Origin of the sequence: Hoeflea sp. BAL378 (assembly GCF_000759435.1) — a bacterium.
Classification (GTDB): domain Bacteria; phylum Pseudomonadota; class Alphaproteobacteria; order Rhizobiales; family Rhizobiaceae; genus Hoeflea.
The window spans coordinates 1-20,337 of record NZ_JRJG01000009.1 but is presented as its reverse complement, the minus strand read 5'-3'; the positions used below and the strand labels follow the sequence as shown (position 1 = coordinate 20,337).

General features: G+C 67.2%; 17 protein-coding genes. 7 read left to right on the top strand and 10 right to left on the bottom strand.

Annotated features, from left to right (window positions below):
• The first annotated feature begins 123 nt into the window (after positions 1–123).
• From LL06_RS03045 to LL06_RS03015, 7 genes are all read left to right on the top strand, one after another.
• A complete protein-coding gene (locus tag LL06_RS03045; RefSeq protein ID WP_052161158.1) occupies positions 124–942 on the top strand; it encodes a phosphoadenylyl-sulfate reductase in 819 nt (272 codons plus the stop codon).
• Positions 943–962: 20 nt separating this feature from the next.
• Positions 963–1,895, top strand: a complete 933-nt coding sequence (cysD, locus tag LL06_RS03040; RefSeq protein ID WP_035521988.1) for a sulfate adenylyltransferase subunit CysD — start codon at positions 963–965, stop codon at positions 1,893–1,895.
• A complete protein-coding gene (gene cysN, locus LL06_RS03035) occupies positions 1,895–3,373 on the top strand; it encodes a sulfate adenylyltransferase subunit CysN (protein WP_035521986.1) in 1,479 nt (492 codons plus the stop codon). The genes cysD and cysN overlap by 1 nt, the downstream gene beginning before the upstream one ends.
• A 50-nt stretch (positions 3,374–3,423) precedes the next feature.
• Entirely contained in the window at positions 3,424–3,564 is a 141-nt protein-coding gene (locus LL06_RS27610) for a hypothetical protein (RefSeq protein ID WP_161784925.1), read from the top strand.
• A gap of 171 nt (positions 3,565–3,735) precedes the next feature.
• On the top strand, positions 3,736–4,980 hold the full coding sequence (locus LL06_RS03030) for a cation:proton antiporter (protein WP_035521985.1): 1,245 nt from the start codon (positions 3,736–3,738) through the stop codon (positions 4,978–4,980).
• A 182-nt stretch (positions 4,981–5,162) separates the two neighbouring features.
• Positions 5,163–6,110 (top strand): DUF808 domain-containing protein, encoded by a 948-nt coding sequence (locus tag LL06_RS03025; protein ID WP_035521984.1) that lies wholly within the window; start codon positions 5,163–5,165, stop codon positions 6,108–6,110.
• Between the two features lie 495 nt (positions 6,111–6,605).
• Complete coding sequence (locus LL06_RS03015) at positions 6,606–6,875, top strand: hypothetical protein (RefSeq protein ID WP_035521983.1); 270 nt, start codon at positions 6,606–6,608, stop codon at positions 6,873–6,875.
• A 16-nt stretch (positions 6,876–6,891) separates the two neighbouring features.
• On the opposite strand, the gene LL06_RS03010 is transcribed toward LL06_RS03015, so the two are convergent.
• The 10 genes from LL06_RS03010 to LL06_RS27605 form a co-directional block, all read right to left on the bottom strand.
• On the bottom strand, positions 6,892–10,032 hold the full coding sequence (locus LL06_RS03010; RefSeq protein WP_052161162.1) for an efflux RND transporter permease subunit: 3,141 nt from the start codon (positions 10,030–10,032) through the stop codon (positions 6,892–6,894).
• A 62-nt stretch (positions 10,033–10,094) separates the two neighbouring features.
• Entirely contained in the window at positions 10,095–11,315 is a 1,221-nt protein-coding gene (locus LL06_RS03005) for an efflux RND transporter periplasmic adaptor subunit (protein WP_035521982.1), read from the bottom strand.
• A gap of 329 nt (positions 11,316–11,644) precedes the next feature.
• Positions 11,645–12,304 (bottom strand): bacteriochlorophyll 4-vinyl reductase, encoded by a 660-nt coding sequence (bchJ, locus tag LL06_RS03000; protein ID WP_052161156.1) that lies wholly within the window; start codon positions 12,302–12,304, stop codon positions 11,645–11,647.
• Entirely contained in the window at positions 12,304–13,941 is a 1,638-nt protein-coding gene (bchE, locus tag LL06_RS02995) for a magnesium-protoporphyrin IX monomethyl ester anaerobic oxidative cyclase (RefSeq protein ID WP_035521981.1), read from the bottom strand. The genes bchJ and bchE overlap by 1 nt, the downstream gene beginning before the upstream one ends.
• Positions 13,942–14,154: 213 nt before the next feature.
• Positions 14,155–14,433: a hypothetical protein gene (locus tag LL06_RS02990; RefSeq protein WP_052161155.1), complete on the bottom strand. Its 279-nt coding sequence runs from the start codon at positions 14,431–14,433 to the stop codon at positions 14,155–14,157.
• Positions 14,433–15,626: a geranylgeranyl diphosphate reductase gene (locus LL06_RS02985; RefSeq protein ID WP_035521980.1), complete on the bottom strand. Its 1,194-nt coding sequence runs from the start codon at positions 15,624–15,626 to the stop codon at positions 14,433–14,435. The genes LL06_RS02990 and LL06_RS02985 overlap by 1 nt, the downstream gene beginning before the upstream one ends.
• A 5-nt stretch (positions 15,627–15,631) precedes the next feature.
• Positions 15,632–16,981, bottom strand: a complete 1,350-nt coding sequence (locus tag LL06_RS02980; protein ID WP_035521978.1) for a BCD family MFS transporter — start codon at positions 16,979–16,981, stop codon at positions 15,632–15,634.
• Positions 16,982–17,006: 25 nt separating this feature from the next.
• A complete protein-coding gene (gene chlG, locus LL06_RS02975) occupies positions 17,007–17,903 on the bottom strand; it encodes a chlorophyll synthase ChlG (RefSeq protein WP_052161154.1) in 897 nt (298 codons plus the stop codon).
• Positions 17,904–18,028: 125 nt separating this feature from the next.
• Positions 18,029–19,363 carry a transcriptional regulator PpsR gene (ppsR, locus tag LL06_RS02970; protein WP_161784924.1) on the bottom strand — a complete coding sequence of 445 codons (1,335 nt, stop codon included), beginning with the start codon at positions 19,361–19,363 and terminating at the stop codon, positions 18,029–18,031.
• A gap of 106 nt (positions 19,364–19,469) precedes the next feature.
• Positions 19,470–20,337 (bottom strand): hypothetical protein (locus LL06_RS27605; RefSeq protein WP_052161152.1); only part of this gene is annotated, 868 nt, incomplete at its 5' end.

Below are 20,337 nucleotides of genomic sequence, written 5' to 3'. Positions count from 1 at the left end.
TTTTTCCATTGGACCCGGCATTGGCGGAACAACAGACCTCATCGACGCGCACATAAAGACTGTGGTGCCTCGTTAATCGGGCGGCGCAAGGCGAAAATCGGCTCAACAATCGGAGCCGAAACCATGACCCTGCATCACCCTCCGGCCGGCGGCGGCCTGTCGCCCCGCCCGGACTTCGGACCGGCCCTCGCCGCACAGTTGGCCCAGGATCTGGCCGCCCTGCCCCTGCCGGGCCGGATCCTGAGGATCGCGGGCCTGGGGCGGGCGGTGTTCACCACCTCGCTCGGGCTCGAGGACCAGGTGCTGACCTCGCTGATCGCCGCGACGGGCGCCGACCTGCGCATCGTCACGCTCGACACCGGCCGGCTGTTTGCCGAGACCGAGGCGCTGATCGGCGAGACCGAGGCGCGCTATGGCCTGTCCATCGAGGTGTTCAAGCCGTGGAAGGAAGAGGTCGACGGCTTCGTCGCGCTCTACGGCATGAACGGCTTCTACGACAGCGTCGAGGCGCGGCACGCCTGCTGCCATGCGCGCAAGCTGCAGCCGCTCGGCCGGGCGCTTGCCGGCGCCGAGATCTGGGTGACGGGGCTGCGGCGCGGCCAGTCCGGCAACCGCGCCAATGCGCCGCTGGCCGAATGGGACGCCGACCGCAGCCTCATCAAGGTCAATCCGCTGGCCGACCAGTCGTTGGACGCGCTGCAGGCGCGGGCGAAAGCCGACGATGTGCCGGTCAACCCGCTGCATGCCCGCGGCTTCCCGTCGATCGGCTGCGAGCCCTGCACCCGCGCCATCAAGCCGGGCGAGCCGGAACGCGCCGGACGCTGGTGGTGGGAGCAGGACGAGCGCCGCGAATGCGGCCTGCACCTGTCGGCCTCCGTGTCGGGATCGCGCGCCCAGGGGCAACCCAGGCCCACGGCCAAAGCCACGGCTTCGGCCTCGTGACCATTGCAAGGACATCAAGCATGAACGTGATTGAACACGGGCGCGGCAAGCCGCCGCTCGATCCGCATCTGAAGGCGCTGGAAAACGAGGCGATCCACATCTTCCGCGAGGTGGCGGCGGAATTCGAGCGTCCGGTGATGCTCTATTCGATCGGCAAGGATTCCTCGGTGCTGCTGCACCTGGCACTGAAGGCGTTCCATCCCGGCAAACTGCCGTTTCCGCTGGTGCATATCGACACCGGCTGGAAATTCCCCGAGATGATCACCTTCCGCGACGAGGTGGTGGCCAGGCACGGTCTCGACCTCATCGCCCACACCAATCCGGACGGGCTGCGCGACAATGTCACGCCGTTCAGCCACGGCTCGTCGCGCTACACCGACATCATGAAGACCCAGGCGCTCAAGCAGGCGCTCGACATGGGCAAGTATGACGCTGCCTTCGGCGGCGCCCGGCGCGACGAGGAAGCCTCCCGCGCCAAGGAGCGGATCTACTCGTTCCGCACCCCCGACCATGCCTGGGACCCGCGCAACCAGCGGCCCGAGCTCTGGTCGATCTACAACGGCATGATCCATACCGGCGAGAGCGTGCGCGCCTTCCCGCTGTCGAACTGGACCGAGGTCGACATCTGGCGCTACATCCAGGCCGAGAAGATCGAGCTGGTGCCGCTCTATTTCGCCAAGCGCCGCAAGGTGGTGGAGCGCGACGGCATGCTGGTGCTGGCCGAGGACAAGCGGCTGGAGCTCCTGCCCGAAGAACAGGTGCGCGAGGAGATGGTGCGGTTCCGCACGCTGGGCTGCTTCCCGCTCACGGGCGCCGTGCGCTCGACAGCCACGACGCTCGACGAGGTGATCGCCGAGCTCGAAATCGCCACCGTGTCGGAACGGCAGGGCCGCGCGATCGACCGCGACCAGTCGGGCTCGATGGAAAAGAAAAAACGCGAAGGATATTTCTGATGACAAGCCAACATCTTTCGCAGGCGCTTCGTCCGGGCGAGGACATCCTCGATGTCGACCCGCATCCGGAACTGGCCGGGCGCCAGGCGCGGCCGCTTCGCTTCATCACCTGCGGCTCGGTGGATGACGGCAAGTCGACGCTGATCGGCCGGCTGTTGTGGGACACCAAGGCGGTCAAGGAAGACCAGGCGGCGACGCTCAGGCGCGATTCCACCGGCAAGCAGAACGAACTCGGCCTGCCCGATTTCGCGCTGCTGCTCGACGGTCTCCAGGCCGAGCGCGAACAGGGCATCACCATCGATGTCGCCTACCGCTATTTCTCCACCGACCGGCGCTCCTTCTTCGTCGCCGACACGCCGGGCCACGTGCAGTATACCCGCAACATGGCGACCGGCGCCTCGACCGCCGACCTCGCGGTGCTGCTGGTCGACGCCCGCGCGGGCCTGCTCGAACAAACCCGCCGGCATGCGACGATCGCGGCGATGATGGGCATCCGCCAGTTCGTGCTGGCGGTCAACAAGATCGACCTCAACAATTACGACGAGGCCGGCTTCCAGGCGATCGCCCGGGCCTTCCGCGAGATCGCGCTGTCGCTCGGCGTGCGCCAGGTCACCGCCATTCCGGTCTCGGCGCTCAAGGGCGAGAACATCGTCACCCGCGGCGACGACGTGATGCCGTGGTACAGCGGCCCGACGCTGGTCGAGGTGCTGGAGAAGGCCACGCAGCGCACCGGCCAGACCACCGGCTTCCGGCTGCCGGTGCAGCGCGTTTCCCGCCCCGGCGAAGGCTTCCGCGGCTACCAGGGCACTGTGGCCGGCGGCTCGATCAAGCCCGGCGACAGCGTCGTGGTGCTGCCTTCGGGCGTGGAGGCCAATGTGAAGGCCATCGTCACCTATGACCTGGTGCGCAACGCGGCGGTGCATGGCGACGCCATCACGCTGGTGCTCGACCGTCCGGTGGACGTGGCGCGCGGCGACATGATCGCGGCGATCGACCAGCGGCCGATGACCGGCCGGGCCTTTACCGCGCGGCTGGTGGCACTGTCGCCGGACGGCGTGGTGCCGGGCAAGCGCTACTGGCTCAAGGCCGGCTCGCGGCGCCAGCGGGTGCTGGTGCGCCCGACCTCGCAGCTCGATCTGTCGACCGGCAACTGGGACGACGCGACCTACCTGCCGGTCAACGGCATCGGCGTGGTCGAGCTCGACTTCGAGGATGTGGCGATCTTCGACAGCTACGAGACCAACCGCGACACCGGCGCCTTCATCCTGATCGACCCGGAAAGCCTCAACACGGTGGCGGGCGGCATGATCGACGGGCGGCGCTCCAAGACCGGCCGCTTCGACGCGCTGCCGGACGCCGACCGGGCCACCGTGACCCTGCCCGCGCGGCTGCTGGAAGCGTTCCTGAAAACCGAGTTCGCCCGCTCGCACGCCGGCGAGATCAAGGTGACGGGGCCCGAAGAGGCGGAGGGGGAGTAAAGTCCGGTCGCTGTCCTCCAGGGGGTACGGCGGATTGCCGTACGCCTAACATGGGACAGATCCCCAATCCGGCCCGGGACGCAGTTGCCATCGTGGACAAGCCGGACGCAAGGGCGATGACGCATGGCCTGCGTCCGGCAGCCTCCATCGCCCTGATCGGCGTCGACACAGGCGGCAAGGTGGCCGTGTGAACGCCAAGGGGACTTCCCAACCCTGACCCGCGACACGGCAGGCCGCCGTTGAGGCAGGGGCGGAGACGCGGACTTCTTCGCCCGCCCCGCGCACCCGCCACATTCCCGCCTGTTCCTTGGCCGGTTTTCGGGTTAGGACTGCCGCTGCCCCTTCCGGCGCGGGATCCATCGATGCAGCATGAACCATTCTTCGGCCTGAACTCCTATCATATCGCGCTGGCTGTCATCGGCGTGGTGGTGATCCTGGCGCGATGGCTGCCGCGCCTTGTCTCCAATCGCGAGCCGGCGTCGCCGCCGCTGATGATCCTGTTCGGCGCCGGGGCTGCGCTGCTGATCCCGGGCATTCCGACCATGCCGGACCCGCGCGCGGCGCCGCTGCCCTGGGAGCTCCTGAGCGAGCTCACGGTGATCGTGGCGCTGTTCGGCGCCGGCATGCGCATCGACAGCCTCAAGCCGTTCAAGCGCTGGATCCCGACCGTGCGGATGCTGGCGATCGCCATGCCGCTGACCATCCTGGCGGTGGCGCTGCTGGGCGTCGGCGTCGCCGGCCTGACCGTGGCCGGCGCGATCCTGCTCGGCGCGGTGCTGGCGCCGACCGATCCGGTACTGGCCTCCGACGTGCAGGTCGGACCGCCGCACGAGGGCGACGAATCGCCGGTGCGCTTCACGCTGACCACCGAAGCCGGCCTCAATGACGGGCTCGCCTTTCCCTTCGTCTATCTCGGCCTGATCGTCGCCGCCGAAGGCCTCAATCCCGGCGCCTGGGCGCTCGACTGGGTGCTGCGCGACGTCATCTACCGCATCGCGCTCGGCGTCGCCATGGGCTGGCTCGGCGGCAGGGCGCTGGGCTATATCCTGTTCAAGGTGCCCAGGGGCGCGGTGCTGGCCGAAACCGGCTCCGGCGTCATCGCGCTCGCCGGCGTGCTGCTCTGCTACGGTTCGACCGAGCTGATCGAGGGCTATGGCTTCATCGCGGTCGCGGTTCTGGGGCTGACCTTGCGGCGGATGGAGGCGGATCACCATTTCCACCGGCGGCTGCACGATTTCTCGGAATCGATCGAACACGCGCTGACCGCGCTGCTGCTGGTGGCGCTCGGCAGCGTCATGCCGCTGCTGTTCGACGACCTGACCTGGACGCATTTCGTGGTGGCCCTGCTGCTGATCCTGGTGATCCGGCCGATGTCGGGCTGGATCGCGCTGACCGGGACCGGCCTCAGCCGCCGGGAGCGGGGCGTGGTCTCTGTCTACGGGGTGCGCGGCATCGGCTCGATCTATTATCTGTGCTATGCGGGCAGCCATATCGAATTCATCAATGAAGGCGCGCTGTGGTCGCTGATCGCGCTCGTCATCCTGATGTCGACCATCCTGCACGGCTTCACCGTCGGCTGGGCCATGGACCGCCTGAAGGAGAAATGACGATCGGCCGCCCGCCCGGCCCCTGCCGGCGGAAACCGATAAGGCTTGCGGAACCGTTTCGGATCTCGCAAGTTGACCCCGGGGCGCGTGGCCGGCGCTGCCGGACCCGCCCTCCCCCTCATCCGGCTCCCCGCCGAAACCGGGCTTCTGCGCCTCCGAAGCAGCATGGATAAAACAGCACAATGAGCGGATTGCTTGCCCTTCTCGACGATGTCGCAGCCCTGACCAAGCTGGCTGCGGCCCAGCTCGACGACATTTCCGCCCAGGCCGCCAAGGTGGGCGTCAAGACCGCCGGCGTGCTGATCGACGACACCGCGGTGACGCCCAAATACGTGCATGGCCTGCCGGCGGCGCGGGAACTGCCGATCGTCTGGCAGATCGCGCGCGGATCGCTGTTCAACAAGCTGGTGATCCTGCTGCCGATCGCCATGCTGCTCAACGTCTTCGCGCCGTGGCTGCTGTCGCCGCTCCTGATGATCGGCGGCGCCTATCTCTGCTACGAAGGCGCCGAGAAGATCTGGCACCTGTTCCATCCGCATCCGATCCCGGTCGACGCCGACAATCCGATCGACCACGCCCATCTCGAGAAGCAGCGCGTCGCCGGCGCGATCAAGACCGACTTCATCCTTTCCGCCGAGATCATGACGATCGCGCTGTCCTCGATCGACGCCTCGTCGCTGTGGGCCGAAGGCGCGATCCTGGCCGTGGTGGCGCTCGGCATCACGGCGCTGGTCTATGGCAGCGTCGCGGTGCTGGTGAAGGCGGACGATCTCGGCCTGAAAATGGCGCAGGACGGCTATTTCGGCGCAACCCGCGCCGTCGGCCGCGCGATCGTGCGCGGCATGCCCGCCTTCATGGAAACCATCGCCGGCATCGGCACCGCGGCCATGCTCTGGGTCGGCGGCGCGATCATCATCCACGGGCTCGAGGATTTCGATCTCACGACGATCGGCCATTTCGTCGAAGACATGTCGCACAAGGTCCAGGAGTCCGTGACCGTCGCGCCGGGCTTCCTCGGCTGGGCCACCGAGGCGCTGATCAGCGGCCTGTTCGGCCTCGCCATCGGCCTCGTCGTGCTGGCGCTCATGGGCGTGGGCACGCGGCTGACGGCGGGATTCCGGAAAGCCTGACGGTCCCGCAGAGGGCTCAACTGCCGAATTGACTTGATATCGCATGTGATATCATATTGCCGCCATGATTGTGGTGGATGCCAATATCCTGCTTTCGGCCCTTCGTTCTTCAAGAGGAGTGTCGCATCAACTCTTGCGCACAATGCTCGCGGGACAGGTCCCCTTTGCCGTTTCGACGGCCATCGCCCTGGAATACGAGGCCGTTCTGAAACGGCCGGGAATTCTAGGTAGCGAGCCATGGATAAGCGGAGATGAAATCGACGTCGTGTTGGATGCAACCTTCAGCCGGGCCCAGTTGGTGTCCCCCTAGTTTCGTTTCAGGCCGTTCCTGGCCGATCCCAAGGACGACATCTACCTCGAATGCGCCTTGGCGGCAGGTGCAGCAGCCATCATCAGCAATGACAGGCACTTTCATCATCCGGCGGTCCGGGCGTTCGGCCTTTCCGTCATGGGAGCCGGGGAGTTCGTGGCCGAGACAACGAGAAGGAGATAATCATGAGTACCTATCCGCTCAGACTGGCAGATCATGTGATGGAGGAAGCGAAGCGGGCCGCGGCGGAGGACAATGTGTCCCTCAACCAGTTGCTCTCGGCATTCATCGCCGACGGCATTGGCCACCGGCGCGCCATCCTGGAGCTGAAAGACCGGGCAGCGAGGGGAAATGTCGATGCCGCGCTCGCCATCCTCGATCGCGCGCCCGATGGGGAGCCCGATCCCGGCGATGAACCGGTCGACAAGCAATCACCGGCGGCCCGCCGGCAATAGCAGCCCGCGGTGACGATCACTCGCCCGGCGACAATTCCTGCTGCTCCTCGCGCGGGCTGGCCATGCGGCTGGCCTCGCGCAGTTCGGAATCGAGCCGGTGCTCCTCCTGGGCCGACGGGGTGGCGAAGCGGGCCAGCATGAGATAGGCGACGGGGGTCAGGAACAGCGTGGCGACCATCGCCAGGCCGAGACCGCCGACGATCACCCAGCCGAGCGAAACGCGCGCCTCCGCGCCGGCGCCGAAGGCCGTCAGCAGCGGCACCGAGCCGAGCACCGTCGACACCATGGTCATCATCACCGGGCGGAGGCGAAGATTGGAGGCCTCCTCGATGGCGCGGCGGATGTCGAGCCCCTGGTTGCGCAACTGGTTGGCGAACTCGACGATCAGGATGCCGTTCTTGGCCATGACCCCCACCAGCAGCACCAGGCCGATCTGGCTGTAGACATTGAGCGAGCCGCCGGTGAAGGCCATGGCGAAGATCGCGCAGGCGATGCCGAGCGGCACGGTCGAGATGATGATGAAGGCGCTGACGAAGCTTTCGAACTGCGCCGCCAGCACCAGGAGCACGACGATGATGGCGATGCCGAAGGTGATCAGCATGTCGTTGGAGGATTGATCCAGCGTCGCGGCCTCCGACAGCGGGATGATGCGCACGCCTCCCGGCATCAGCGGCTCGGCCATCTCGACGGCCTGCGACCAGGCCTCGCCGAGCGCGAAGCCGGGGGCGAGGCCGGCGGTGATGGAGACCGAGCGCATCTGCTCCTCGCGCCTGAGATCGGGGGCGACGGCCTTCTCGGTCAGGGTCGCGATGGTCGACATCGGCACGATGCGGCCGTCGCCCGCCTTGAGGTAGATCGATTCGAGATCGGTCGGATCGTTGAGCGGGTTGGTGGTCGACATCAGCTTGACCGGATAGGAGCGGTCCTCGATGAACACCTGCGCCACTTCCCTGCCGTCGAGCAGCGCCTGCAGCGCTTCGGCCAAGCCGTCGATGTTGACGCCCAGGTCGGAGGCGCGGGCGCGGTCGATCTGCACCGAGATCTGCGGCTGGGTGGTCTCGTAGGACAGCCGGATCTGTTGGTAGCGCGGGTCTTTCTCGAGCAGGTCGACCATCTCTGTGGCGACGTCGGCCAGCTCGTCATAGCTGTTGCCAACAAAGGCGAACTGCAGGCCGTTGCCGGCGCCGCGGATGCCCAGGCTGTTGGGCTGGATGGCGAAGGCGCGCACGCCCGGCACCGAGGCCACCGCGCGGTTGAGCTCGCCGACGATGTCGTTCTGCGAGCGCGCGCGTTCGCCCCAGGGCGCGAGGCTCAGCACCATGAAGCCGCTGTTCGACGAGCCGCCGGAGCCGGCGATGGAGAAGATGTTGGTGACCTCGCCGCTGTCCCTGAGCGGCGAGACCAGGCGTTCGATCTCGACCATGCGGGAGCGGGTGTAGTCGAGGCTCACGCCCTGGGGCGCGGAGATCCGCATCAGCGCCACCGCCCGGTCTTCCGGCGGGGTCAGTTCCTGGGGAATGGTCGGAAGCAGCGCCAGCGCCACGCCCGCCGTCATCACGGCGATGATGATGACGACCAGCGGCGCATCGAGCGCCCGGTGCAGGAGCGAGGAATAGAGCCGCGACAGGGACAGGCCGAAGCGGACCACGGCGCCTGGCCGGGCGCCGGCCTTCGACATGTCGCGCCGCTTGATCAGCCGCGAGGCCAGCATCGGGCAGAGCGTCAGCGCCACCACGCTGGAGATCATCACCGTGAAGGCGAGCACGAAGCCGAACTCGGTGAACAGCCCGCCCGCCTGGCCGGGCAGGAAGGAAATCGGGATGAACACCGCGGCGAGCGTCGCGGTGGTGGTGATGACGGCGAAGAACACCTCGCGGGTGCCGAGCACCGCCGCGGCGCGCACGCCCATGCCCTCGTTGCGCCGGCGCACGATGTTCTCCAGCACCACGATGGCGTCGTCGACGACCATGCCGGTGGCGAGCACCAGCGCCAGCAGCGTGAGGATGTTGACCGAAAACCCGGCGAGCCAGATCGCCGCAAAGGCGCCGATCAGCGACACCGGAAGCGTCACCGCCGGGATCAGCGTGGCGCGCCAGTCGCGCAGAAACACGTAGATGATGGCGATCACGATCAGCACGGCGATGATCAGGGTGGAGCGCACCTCCTCGATGGCGCCGCTGATGAAGATGGCGTCGTCGCTCGTCACCCGGATGTCGACACCCTCGGGCAGGACCGACTGCTGGATCGCCTCGGTGGCGGCGCGGACGCCTTGCGAAATCTCGAGCGTGTTGGAGGCCGACTGGCGGACGATGCCGATGCCGATGCCGGTGCGGCCATTGGCGCGCAGCACGGATTCGCCCAGATCGGCGCCGAGCGTGACGCTGGCGACGTCGCGGAAGCGGACCCGATCGTTGATATAGAGGTTCTCGAAGCCTTCCGGCGTCGTCACGTCGGCCGTGGCGCGCACGACGATGTCGGAGGTCTGTGCCGTGAGCGAACCCGCCGGCACATCGAGCGCCACATTGCTGAGCGCGCTGCGCAGGTCGGCCAGCGTCAGCCCGAAGGCCGCCAGCCGCGACTGGTCGACATCGACGCGGAAGATCTTCTCCCGGTCGCCATAGACCGCGACATCGGCCACGCCGGCGACGGCGGCCAGGCGGTCGACCACCAGGTCCTCGACCAGAACGGTCATGTCCTGGACGTTGTAGCGGTCCGACGTCACCGCCAGGCGCATCACCGGATCGGAATTGGCATCGGCCTTGACGATGCGCGGATCATCGGCGCCGTCGGGCATGTTGTTGGTCACCCGGCCGAGCGCGTCGCGCACGTCCGAGGCCGCCACGTTGAGATCGATATTGTCGCCGAATTCGATGGTCACCCGGCTGCGGCCGAGCGTCGAGGTCGAGGACATGGAGGTGACGCCCGCGACCCGCGCCACGGCGCCCTCGACGATCGCCGTCAGCTCGCGGTCGACGGTCTCGGGCGCCGCGCCGGTGAAGTTGGTCGTGACCGTGATCACCGGCCGGTCGACGTCGGGCAGTTCGCGGATCTCGGCGCCGTAAAGACCGGCGAGGCCCGCAACCACGATGAGCAGGCTGATCACCACCGCCAGCACCGGGCGGCGCACCATCAGCGCGGCGCCGCCGCCGGTTTCCATCGCCCCGGTCTCAGGCTGGTCGGCGACCGCCCCGTCCCTCGGATCTTCGCCGGCGCCGCCGCTCATGCGCCGCTCCCGGAGCCGGTCTTCTGCGGCACGGTGCTCTGGGCGGTGGGTTCGCCCGCGGCCTCGGACTGCCTGTCCCCGCCCAGGATGCGGACCGCGGAGCCGGACCGGACGCTCTGCACGCCTTCGGTGACAACCAGGTCGCCGGCGCTCATCTCGGCCTTGACCAGCACGGAATCGGAATTGCGCTGGATGATGGCCACGTCCATGCGCTCGGCCTTGCCGTCGGTGACGCGCCAGACATAAGCGCCAGTGGAATCCCACTGGATCGCCAGCGGATCGACGGCCGGCCAGCGCTCGCCCTCGAACGCGACGGTGACCTCGAACGACATGCCGGCGCGCAGCAGGTCATCGGGATTGGGGATCAGGGCGCGCACGCGCAGGGTGCGGCTCGCCTCGTCGACGCGGTTGTCGACGGCGGAGATCTCGCCCACGAAGGCTTCGCCCGGACGCGAGATGGCGGTGGCGGCGATCTCCTTGCCGATCTGCATTCCGGAGGTGAAGCGTTCGGGCACGAAGAACTCGACCAGGATCTCGCTGCGGTCGTCGATGCTGGCGATCTCGGTCTGGCTGGTGACGTAGTCGCCGGTGTCGACGGCGAGAATTCCGAGCGAGCCGGAGATCGGCGCGGTCACCGTGCGGCGCGAGAGGTCGAGCTCGGCTTCGCGGAACGCCACCTTGGCGGCGTCGAGCGCATTCTGCGCCTGGGCGGCTTCGACGCTGGAGACCGCGCGGCTGGCCACCAGGCTCTGCAGCCGGTCGGCCTTCGCCTGGGCGTCGGCGACGGCGAGCCGGGCGCGCTCGACGGCAAGCTCCTCTTCGGCCGCGTCGAGCCGGATCAGCACGTCGCCGCGCTCGACCTTGCCGCCGGGGCGCACCGGGATCTCGACGATCTGGCCGGAGACCAACGTCCTGACCGACACCGAGCGCACCGCCTGCCCGCTGCCGATGGCGGTGAGCCTGTCATTGACCAGTCCCTCGGAGACCGCCGCGACGACGACCAGCGCCTCCTGGGGTCCGCGCGGTCCGCCCTGGCGGGCGCCGCCCTGCCCCGATGGCGCGCCGCCTGCGGTGTCGCCCGCGGGGGCGAAAAACGAGATGCGCTCGAGGCCGTTGCGCGCAAGAATGTCATGCGCTCCGGGATAGAATGCGGACCAGATCAGGAAAGCGGCCCCGACAAGGACGATCGAAACCAGCAATTGCTTCCACAGTTTCAAGGTCGTGCTTTCCTTCTGTAACGACCGTCCGGACACTGCCGCACTGCCTACGATCTTCACTTCGTACTGGACGCAATTGCGCATGGCGCGCTCTGCCGCTGTCAAGCAAGATAGGGCGCGTTATGTGAACGGCACCTGTATTTAGACCAAAACATGACCCGGGAAACAGATTAATTGGCGCCGGCGCGCAGAAGCGCGCGCGCCGCGCGGCTCTGAAACCGCGAGACTGCACAGGCGATACCCAGGCCGCACAGAATATGTGCAGCCGCCTTGCCGGCCGGCGGAGGGACGCGGGAGTTCGACGTCGGGCCCTCAGGGCCGGCCCGGATCTAGCCGCGCCACCGCACCTCGAACCGGTCGACCCGCCCGCGGGCGTCACCGATCCGGTGGCTGACCGTGACCGGGCGGACGAGCAGCGTTGAGAACAGGGTCTCGAAGACGGCCGCATGCCAGGGGCAGCCGGGCATCGGCAGGGGATTGCCGCCGATCTCGATGATGCAGGGATGGCCCGGCGTGACGCGCACCTCCGCCTTGCCGGCGAAGGTCCAGGCGTTCGACCTGATCGCCTTGAGCAGGGCGCGCGCGGCCAGGCCCGCGGGCAGCGCCCTGAGCAGCGTCTTGGCGGGGCCGGGAATGCGGTTGTCGAGAATGTAGCGCCCGGTGCGCCGCCCGGCGTCGATCATCACCGACCGGAAGGCGTCACTCCCGAGGCCTGAAAGGAGCTCGGCGTTGAGGCAATGCACCCGTTCGGCCGGCACCATCCGGTCGGGCGGGCGGTCGAACCAGTCGCCCATGCCGGCATTATCGAAGAGCGCGCGGGCGCGCCCGGCGCCCTCGAAGTCGATCAGCGCCAGACGGGTCTGGATGATGGCGTTGGGGCCGACCTGATGGCCGGCCGCGGGATGGGAGGCGCCGTCATCGGACGCAGGCTCGGTCGCGGCGGACCGGGCCGCGTTGAGCAGCGAGTGACCGATGCCGCCGCCGCTCATTACTCGGCGGCCTCCGGCTTCTCCTCGAGCTGCTGGGTTCCGCCGCCGCAGGCCATGATCTGGCCGGTGTCGTCGTCCTTGAGCTTGGCGCGGGCCTTTTCCAGCGCCACCTTGCGGTCGTGGATGGCGTTCCAGTCTTCCATCTGGGCGGGCGCGATCTTGCGGGTGCGGTCGAAATTGAAATTGACCTTGTCCTTCGATTGCGGACCCCAGTAATTGGCCTTGCCGAGATCGTAGAACTTGCGTTCGAAGCCCGCCTTGAGGAAGGCCTTGAGGCAGCCCAGCAGGTAGCGCCGCCGGAATCCGGTGCCGCGCCAGGGGTAATGGAACAGCGCCTTCTGCATGTAGAAGCGGCGGTAATTGTTCATCACCCGGTCGAGCAACTCGCCCCGCGACATGGCCTCGGGCTTCATGATCGGGGTGACGAAATTGTACTTCTCGAAGTCGAAGATCTCGACCTTGTCGCCCAGTTCCTGGAACAGCGGCGTGAACGGCCAGGGCGTGTACATGGCCCAGTTGGCAAGATCGGGCTGCCAGTCCCAGGCCATGCGGTAGGTTTCCTCGAGCGTCTCGGCGGTCTCGTTGTCGAGGCCGACAATGAACTGGGCCTCGACGAAGATGTCGGCCTCGCGCAGCAGCCGGATGGCTTCCTTGTTCTCGGAGACCTTGGTCTCCTTGTTGAAGCGGTCGAGCTTGAGCTGGGCGGCGGCCTCGGTGCCGAGCGAGATGTGGACGAGGCCGGCCTTGCGGTAGAATTTCAGCAGTTCCTTGTCGCGCATGATGTCGGTGACGCGGGTGTTGATGCCCCATTTGACCTTGTCGGGCAGGCCGCGGGCAATCAGTTCCTCGCAGAACTGGATGAACTTCTTGCGGTTGATGGTGGGTTCCTCGTCGGCCAGGATGAAGAAGCCGACCTGGTGGTTGTTGACGAGGTTCTCGATCTCGTCGACCACCTTCTTGGGATCGCGGACGCGGTAGTCGCGCCAGAATTTCCACTGGCTGCAGAAGGAACAGGTGAACGGGCAGCCGCGCGCCATGTTGGGGATCGCCACGCGGACGCCGAGCGGAACGTAGATGTACTTGCTCCATTCAAGCAGCGACCAGTCGGGATTGATGCCGTCGAGATCCTTGATCGTCGGCGCCGCCGGCGTGGCGACGATCTTGCCGTCGTCGGCGATATAGGCCAGGCCCTTGATCGCGGCGCGTTTCTCCTGCCATTCCCCTTCGGCCACGGCGCGCACCAACTCGCGGAAGATCTCCTCGCCCTCGCCGCGCACGATCACGTCGACCCAGGGTGCTTCGGACAGGACCTGCTTGTACATGAAGGTGGCGTGGATGCCGCCCAGCACGCGCAACGCGCCGGGGACCACCTCGGAGGCGATCTTGAGCACGTTCTCGGCCTTGTAGATCGACGGGGTGATGCAGGTGGTGCCGACGACATCGGGCTGGAGTTCGGCCAGGCGCCTGGCCAGCACATCGTCGGGAATGTCGTTGGTCATCGCATCGATGAAGTGAATGTCGTCGAAGCCCGCACCCCTGAGGTGGCCGGCGAGATAGGCGGCCCAGGCCGGCGGCCAGTTGCCGGCGATTTCAGCGCCGCCGGAATGGTAATTGGGGTGAACGAGAACGATGCGCATGCTGGTCTTCCCTCACTGTGTGTCATCTCAACTTGACACAAAAAACGTCCATTAATTTTGACATAAATCAAAGATCGGACGGAACAGTCAGGTCCCCGGCGCAAAGCCCGGCGGTCATCTGTGACAAAGCCGGGGTCAAGCGGCGGCGGCCGGCGCCGCCCGTGGCGTCACGGCCGTTCTGGAGCGGGATCGGTTTGCGGTTGTTTGGGACGGTCAGGGCCTGCGGAACAGCCGCGTGAACATGTCGGCGGCGTGGGCGAAAAGGGCCGCCACCAGCCAGGCGGCGATCATGCCGGCGGAGGCGCCCGACAGCGCGGCGTAGAGCGCCGCGAGCAGGGCCGCGCCCGAAGCCATGGTCAGGATCAATTGCCTGATCGGGGCGCGGCGGCGCAGGAAGGCGGCGACCAGCACCGCTTCGAGCGCGATGACCGCCAGGGCCAGAAGCGCAATCCGGCCGTCAGCGACGAAGGCGAGGACCCAGTCGGGCCACATCAATGGGCGGCCGGGCGGAGCAGTTGCCGCATGTCCTTGAGGAAGACGCGGACATGGGCTATGGGGTCACGCCTGACGAGCTTCTTGTTGAGATAGCTCTCCCAGGTCAGCCGCTGCACATCGGCGTCCTTGCACATAGTGACGAATTTCTCGCGACGCTTGTCGTTGCGGTACCAGAACCACTGCATCATGCCGAGGATCCAGAACACCCGGCCATGGGCCTTCTGGAACCGCTTGCGGGCGTCGGCGAGATGTTTCGCCTGGCCGGTTTCGAGCACCTTGATCGCGGCTTCGGCGCCGAGATCGCCGGTGTGCATGGCGTACCAGATGCCCTCGCCCGAGGACGGCGCGACGACGCCCGCGGCATCGCCGATCAGCAGCACGTTGCGGCCGTCGTCCCAGCGCTTCATCGGCTTCAAGGGCAGCGGAGCCCCCTCCTCGCGGATGGTCTCCGCTTCGGCCAGGCCGAAGCGCGCGCGCAACTCCTTCGTCGCCGCCTTCAGGTCGAATCCCTTGACGGCGGAGCCGCAGCCGACGCTGGTGTAGGGTCCGTGCGGGAACACCCAGCCGTAGAAATCCGGCGAGATCTCGCCGTCATAGATGACCTCGCAGCGGGCCGGATCGAAATTGCCGGTCCCGTCGGCAGCGGGCGAACGGACAATCTCGTGATAGGCAAACACGTAGGGTGGCCGCACTTTCGGCCCGAAAATCGCCCGGCGGACCGCCGAATTGGCGCCATCGGCGCCGATGACGATGCGGGCGGTCACGGTTTCGGCCTCGGTGTCCTTCGACTTGCCAAGCTTGACGTCGACAAGCCCGTCGGCCCGGTGCTCGAGCGCGGCAAAGCCCGCGGCGCGGTAGTCGGCGCCGGCCTCGCGGGCACGGGCGCGCAGGTAGGGATCGAACTGGTCGCGGTCGACCATGCCGACATGGCCGACATCGCCGATCTCCATCTCCACCTTGAGCCCGCTCGGTCCGGTCATCCGGGCGCCGCGCACGCGGGCCTTGATCTGCTCCGGGGCGATGGCGAACTGGGCCATGGCGTTGGAGGGGATCGCCCCGCCGCAGGGCTTGGTGCGGCCTTCGCGATCGACCAGCAGCGTCTTCTTGCCGCTCCAGGCCAGCCGTTCGGCGGCGCGCGCGCCGGCCGGGCCGCCGCCGATCACGATCACATCATAGGTCTGCGTCTGCATGGGACTTACTCCGCTGGAACTGCATAGGCGGACGGCACCCCGTCGCCTGCCCGCGACCGCGCGGGCGTCTTGATGAGAAGCGCGATCGCCGCGGCCATCAGGAACAGGCCCGCCTCGAGGCCGAAGACCACGGCGAAGGAGAGCGGCGTGTCGCCGGTGAGCGCGCGGGTGACGTCGATCGCCACGGTGCCCAGGAACCCGCCGAGGCCGAAGGAGACCGCCTGGGCCGCGCCCCAGACCCCCATGCGGATGCCTTCCGACGCGCCGTCGCCGCCCGAAGCCAGCATCATCATCGCGCCGATGGCCGCCACCGCGAAGGCGCCGTTGGCGACGCCAAGCAGGAAGATGTTGGCCTGGAGCGGCCATGCTGGCGCCACCAGCGCCGAGAGCGACAGGCCGCCGAGCGCGATCGCCGAGCCGATGCAGCCGAAGAAGATGAAGCCCTTGAGGATCATCGGCTTCCTTTTGGCAAACAGCGAGCCGAGGATGCCGACCAGCGCCATGCCGGCGAAGACGCCGCCATGCTGCACGCCGGAAACCTGCGTGGTCTCGCCCGGGGTCAGGCCGAACAGCAGACCGCCGAAGGGCTCGAGAATGAGATCCTGGGTGGCGTAGGCGAGCATCGAGACGAAGACGAAGACCGTGAACAGCCGCGCGTCGCGGTCGGCCCAGGTGGCGGCCAGGCTCTGCCGGAAGCCGAGCCGCTGCGCCGCCGGCGGGCCGTCGACGGGAACGGTGTCGGCCTCCACGTTCCATATGGCGAGGCAGGTCATCAGGAAGGCGATGAGGCCCGCGCCGGCGGTGACGAGGATCAGCCGGTTGAACGAGAACGGATCAAGCCAGGCGCCGGAGACGATGGCCGTGACGACGATGCCGGCGATCATCATCATCCAGACGATGGTGGCGGCGGCCGGCTTGCGGTGCAGCGCGGTGCGGCTGGCGAGCAGCGCCAGCAGCGAAGTGCCGGCGGCGCCGATGCCGATGCCGACGCCGAGGAAGCTCAGCACCGCAAGCGCAATGGCGAGCCAGAAATGACCGGTGAAGACCAGCGTCGTCGCCGCCGCCGCGGTGCCGGATAGCGCCAGCAGGGCCACGCCGCCGACGATCCAGCGGGTGCGGCTGCCGCCCCGGTCGGAGCCGTGGCCCCACAGCGGCCGGGAGATCTGGACGCCGTAATGCAGGCCCACCAGCAGTCCCGGGATCATGGCGGCGAGCGCCAGTTCGACCACCATCACGCGGTTGAGCGTGGAAGTGGTGAGCACGACGATGGAGCCGAGCGCGGCCTGGACCAAGCCGAGCCTGACGATGGACAGCCAGCCGAGGCCTGGCGACGATGGTGAAGCTTGACGTGTCATGCGATATTTCCCCTCATCGCACAGCCTAGGGACGGATCGCGAAAGCGGTGATCATCATCCCGGTGACATAGAGCCCGACGCCGAGCGCCGAGTACCAGATTGCCTTGCCCTTCGGATCGGCCACCAGCCGCGGCAGGGCGATGGCCTGCGCCAGCGTCAGAGCGCCGACCAGGGCCGCGGCCCAGACATGGCTCCAGGCGGCGAGCAGGCCGATCACCACGATCTGCGGGACGATCATCGCCAGGCCCGCGAACAGGGCGGCGTTCTTCGCGCCCATCTGCACCGGCAGCGAGGCGATCCCCATCTGGGCGTCGCCTTCCATCGACTTGAAATCATTGAGCGTCATGATGCCGATGGCGCCTGCGCCATAGAGCAACGCGACGGCGAAGATATCTCCGCCGGGCGCAGTTCCGAGTGCGGCCGCCGCGGCGGTGATCCAGGGCAGGCTCTCATAGGAGAAGCCGCAGGCGGCGTTGCCCCACCAGCCGTTGCGCTTCAGACGGAAGGGCGGCGCCGAATAGGCCCAGGCCAGCGCCAGGCCGATGGCGGCGGCGATGAACACCGTCATGCCCAGAAAGCTCGCGACGACCATCGACAGCACGGAATTGGCGATGGCCACGCCCAGGCCCCAGCGGCCGGGCATGCGGCCCGAGGGGATCACCCGGTCGGGCTCGTTGATGGCGTCGACATGGCGGTCGAACCAGTCGTTGACGGCCTGGCTGGTGCCGCACAGCAGCGGGCCGGCGAGCAGCACGCCGAGCGCCACCGCGAACCAGCGGTCGGAGGTGATCTGTCCTGCCGAGATCGCGCCGCAGGCAAAGGCCCACATCGGCGGAAACCAGGTCACGGGCTTGAGCAGGGCCAGCACCGCACCGGGTGTCGGCACCTTGGGACGGGAGGAAGCTGCGTGCGCCACGGTCATGGCAAAAGTTTATGACCGGCGCACCGGACAGTCAATCCAAATTGACAGTGTAAATGTTTTTTTACAGGCCTGTCCCGGGCATTTTCGGGCCGCCTTGGCGGCGTCGCGCGGCGCTCAGGGCCGGGTCAGGCGCGGCCGTTGTAGTCCTCAAGGCCGTAGCGCTTGAGCTTGAGATAGAGGCTCTGCCGCGACAGGCCCAAGAGATCGGCGGCGGCGGCGCGGTTGTTCTCGGTCTGCGTCAGAGCCGCCTCGATGCAGAGCTTTTCGATGACGTCGGCCGATTCGCGGATCAGTTCCTTGAGCGGCACGCGGCCGATCAGTTCGGAGAAGTCAGAGGTGGCGCCGTGCACTCCGTTGGTTTGCGCTGATGAGGGCATTTCGCGCGCGCCCTGCTCCGTGACGATCACCGAATAGAGCGGATCGCCGCCGGTATCGATGCGGGTCGCGGACAGGCGGACCGGGCGCGAGGATCCGAGATCGTCGCGCACGACGGTCAGGAACTGGCGCACCTCGCCCTCGTCGCGCAGCCGGCTCGAGAGCACCTGCATGTCGACGCTCGAGGCGCCGAGCCAGTTGTTGACATTGCGGCCGACGGCAAGGTTGCGGCTCAGAAGATGGATCATGTCGAGAAAGCGGCTGTTGACCGAGAACACAGTACCCTTGGCGTCGATGACGATCTGCGCTTCGGGCACCGCTTCGGTCCAGCCCCATTTGTCGGCGGTGAGGCCGCGCATGGGATGATCCTCCTCGACCTGCGGGACGATCGAGACGAGGTGATTGATCTTGCCGTTCTCGCGGTAGGGGCTGATGCGCAGCTCGACGGACGCGCCATTGGAAGAGGCCGTGACGTTGAGGGTGCGGGTCTGGCCCAGCGAGCGGGATTCGGCCAGCGCCTCCACCAGCCGCTCGCGGCTGTCGCGCTGGACCTGGGAGACCAGCGTGTCGCCGACCAGCTTGGACAGCGCCACGCCCATGATCTGTCCGGCGGCGGCGTTGCCGTCGATGATGCGGCGGGTCTCGCCGTCCACCACCAGCAGGGCGCCGTCCATCTTCTGATAGATGACGCGGTAGCGTGCTTCCGACTCGCGGACGCGGCGGTATTCCCGCTCCAGTTCGAACTGGACCTGGATGAGCTGCTGCTGGACTTCGGCGAATTTGCGCAGGTCGGTGCCGTAGGCGACGAGGTAGGGGAAGCCCTCGATCCGGCGCAGGATGTATTCGACGGGCAGATCGGCGCCGCGCGGTCCCGGGTGGTTGACCTGGTGCGGGCGGCTGACGCCGGACTTGGCGCATTCGTCGATCAGGCTGCGGATCTTGTCGACGCTCTCGCTGGTCACCGTGTCGGCCCATTGCCGGCCCGGCCAGTCTTCCACGCCAAAGCGGTCGATGGTGTGATCGAAATAGGCCACGTCGATGATGGAGCCGGAGGAATTCACCAGAAGGGTGACGTCAGCACCCAAGGATCCCAGGGTCAGCGCTACCGCTGGCGGGATATCTTCAAAGGCCTGCAACGTCTTTTCAAACGTCCGATGTGCTGCCCTAGTCGAGTGTTGTTCCATTTTCCGATCAGGCACTTTGCGACGGTTCCAACAGGGAGCCGTTTAATTCCGCCGCTGACTGCGCCGAAATGCGAGTTGCACCAAGCCTCTCCGCTGTCTCTAACGCGATATGAGCATTGCTGCAAACCTTTTCAACGCCCCGCTCCGCCAGCCATTGAGCATTTTCCTCAGCGGCCGGACCGCCAGCAATCACACAGGTCCGTTCCCGATTTACGGACGTGGCTAATGCGTGCAGCACGGGTTCAACATGGTTCTTCAGTGCGCTGTCGAGCCATGTAATGCAAACCAGTTGAAAATCACTGGTTTTGAGCAGGTTTGGCACATCCAGCGTGCGGTCGGCGAAGACGAGGCGGGTTTCCCAGCCGCGCAGCCGAAACCGTTCTTCCATAAGGCTGACGGCAAAGAGATGCGTCTCGCCATTTGGTATGATCAGCAGCATCGACCGGTCACAGGCGAAGGGTTCGAAGCACCGGTTTTCCTGGCTCAGCGCCGTCAGGATCCGCTGCAGCCGGGACGAGGCGATGACGACCCGGACAAAGCCCAGCCTGTCGCAGCCCCAATCCTCGCCCAGCCGCGCGGCGCAGGCCTCGAGCAGGTCCAGCATCTCGGAGGGTCCGAGCGAGCGGGCGCGCATGAAGCCCACGAAGTCGAAGTCCCCGTCGGTCAGCACCTTGGCGTAGACCTTGTCGAGGACGGAGATGAAGCGCTGGACCACGGCCAGCGCCGTGGCCCCCGGCGGCCCGGTCTTTATCCGGCCCCGGACCTGGCGCCGGATGCCGTTGGCCTCGGCGCGGCCGCCGCGCGGCCCGCCCTTTCCGGACCCGGCGCCTGCGCCGCGGGCGGGCGGGGGCTGGCTTTCGGCCCCGGCGGGCTGG

Excerpts from the sequence above, each read along its gene's own strand:
- LL06_RS03045 (WP_052161158.1), top strand. The coding sequence starts at position 124 with ATGACCCTGCATCACCCTCCGGCCGGCGGCGGCCTGTCGCCCCGCCCG.
- cysD (WP_035521988.1), top strand. The coding sequence starts at position 963 with ATGAACGTGATTGAACACGGGCGCGGCAAGCCGCCGCTCGATCCGCAT.
- cysN (WP_035521986.1), top strand. The coding sequence starts at position 1,895 with ATGACAAGCCAACATCTTTCGCAGGCGCTTCGTCCGGGCGAGGACATC.
- LL06_RS27610 (WP_161784925.1), top strand. The coding sequence starts at position 3,424 with ATGGGACAGATCCCCAATCCGGCCCGGGACGCAGTTGCCATCGTGGAC.
- LL06_RS03030 (WP_035521985.1), top strand. The coding sequence starts at position 3,736 with ATGCAGCATGAACCATTCTTCGGCCTGAACTCCTATCATATCGCGCTG.
- LL06_RS03025 (WP_035521984.1), top strand. The coding sequence starts at position 5,163 with ATGAGCGGATTGCTTGCCCTTCTCGACGATGTCGCAGCCCTGACCAAG.
- LL06_RS03015 (WP_035521983.1), top strand. The coding sequence starts at position 6,606 with ATGAGTACCTATCCGCTCAGACTGGCAGATCATGTGATGGAGGAAGCG.
- LL06_RS03010 (WP_052161162.1), bottom strand. The coding sequence starts at position 10,032 with ATGGAAACCGGCGGCGGCGCCGCGCTGATGGTGCGCCGCCCGGTGCTG.
- bchJ (WP_052161156.1), bottom strand. The coding sequence starts at position 12,304 with ATGAGCGGCGGCGGCATCGGTCACTCGCTGCTCAACGCGGCCCGGTCC.
- bchE (WP_035521981.1), bottom strand. The coding sequence starts at position 13,941 with ATGCGCATCGTTCTCGTTCACCCCAATTACCATTCCGGCGGCGCTGAA.
- LL06_RS02990 (WP_052161155.1), bottom strand. The coding sequence starts at position 14,433 with ATGTGGCCCGACTGGGTCCTCGCCTTCGTCGCTGACGGCCGGATTGCG.
- LL06_RS02985 (WP_035521980.1), bottom strand. The coding sequence starts at position 15,626 with ATGCAGACGCAGACCTATGATGTGATCGTGATCGGCGGCGGCCCGGCC.
- LL06_RS02980 (WP_035521978.1), bottom strand. The coding sequence starts at position 16,981 with ATGACACGTCAAGCTTCACCATCGTCGCCAGGCCTCGGCTGGCTGTCC.
- chlG (WP_052161154.1), bottom strand. The coding sequence starts at position 17,903 with ATGACCGTGGCGCACGCAGCTTCCTCCCGTCCCAAGGTGCCGACACCC.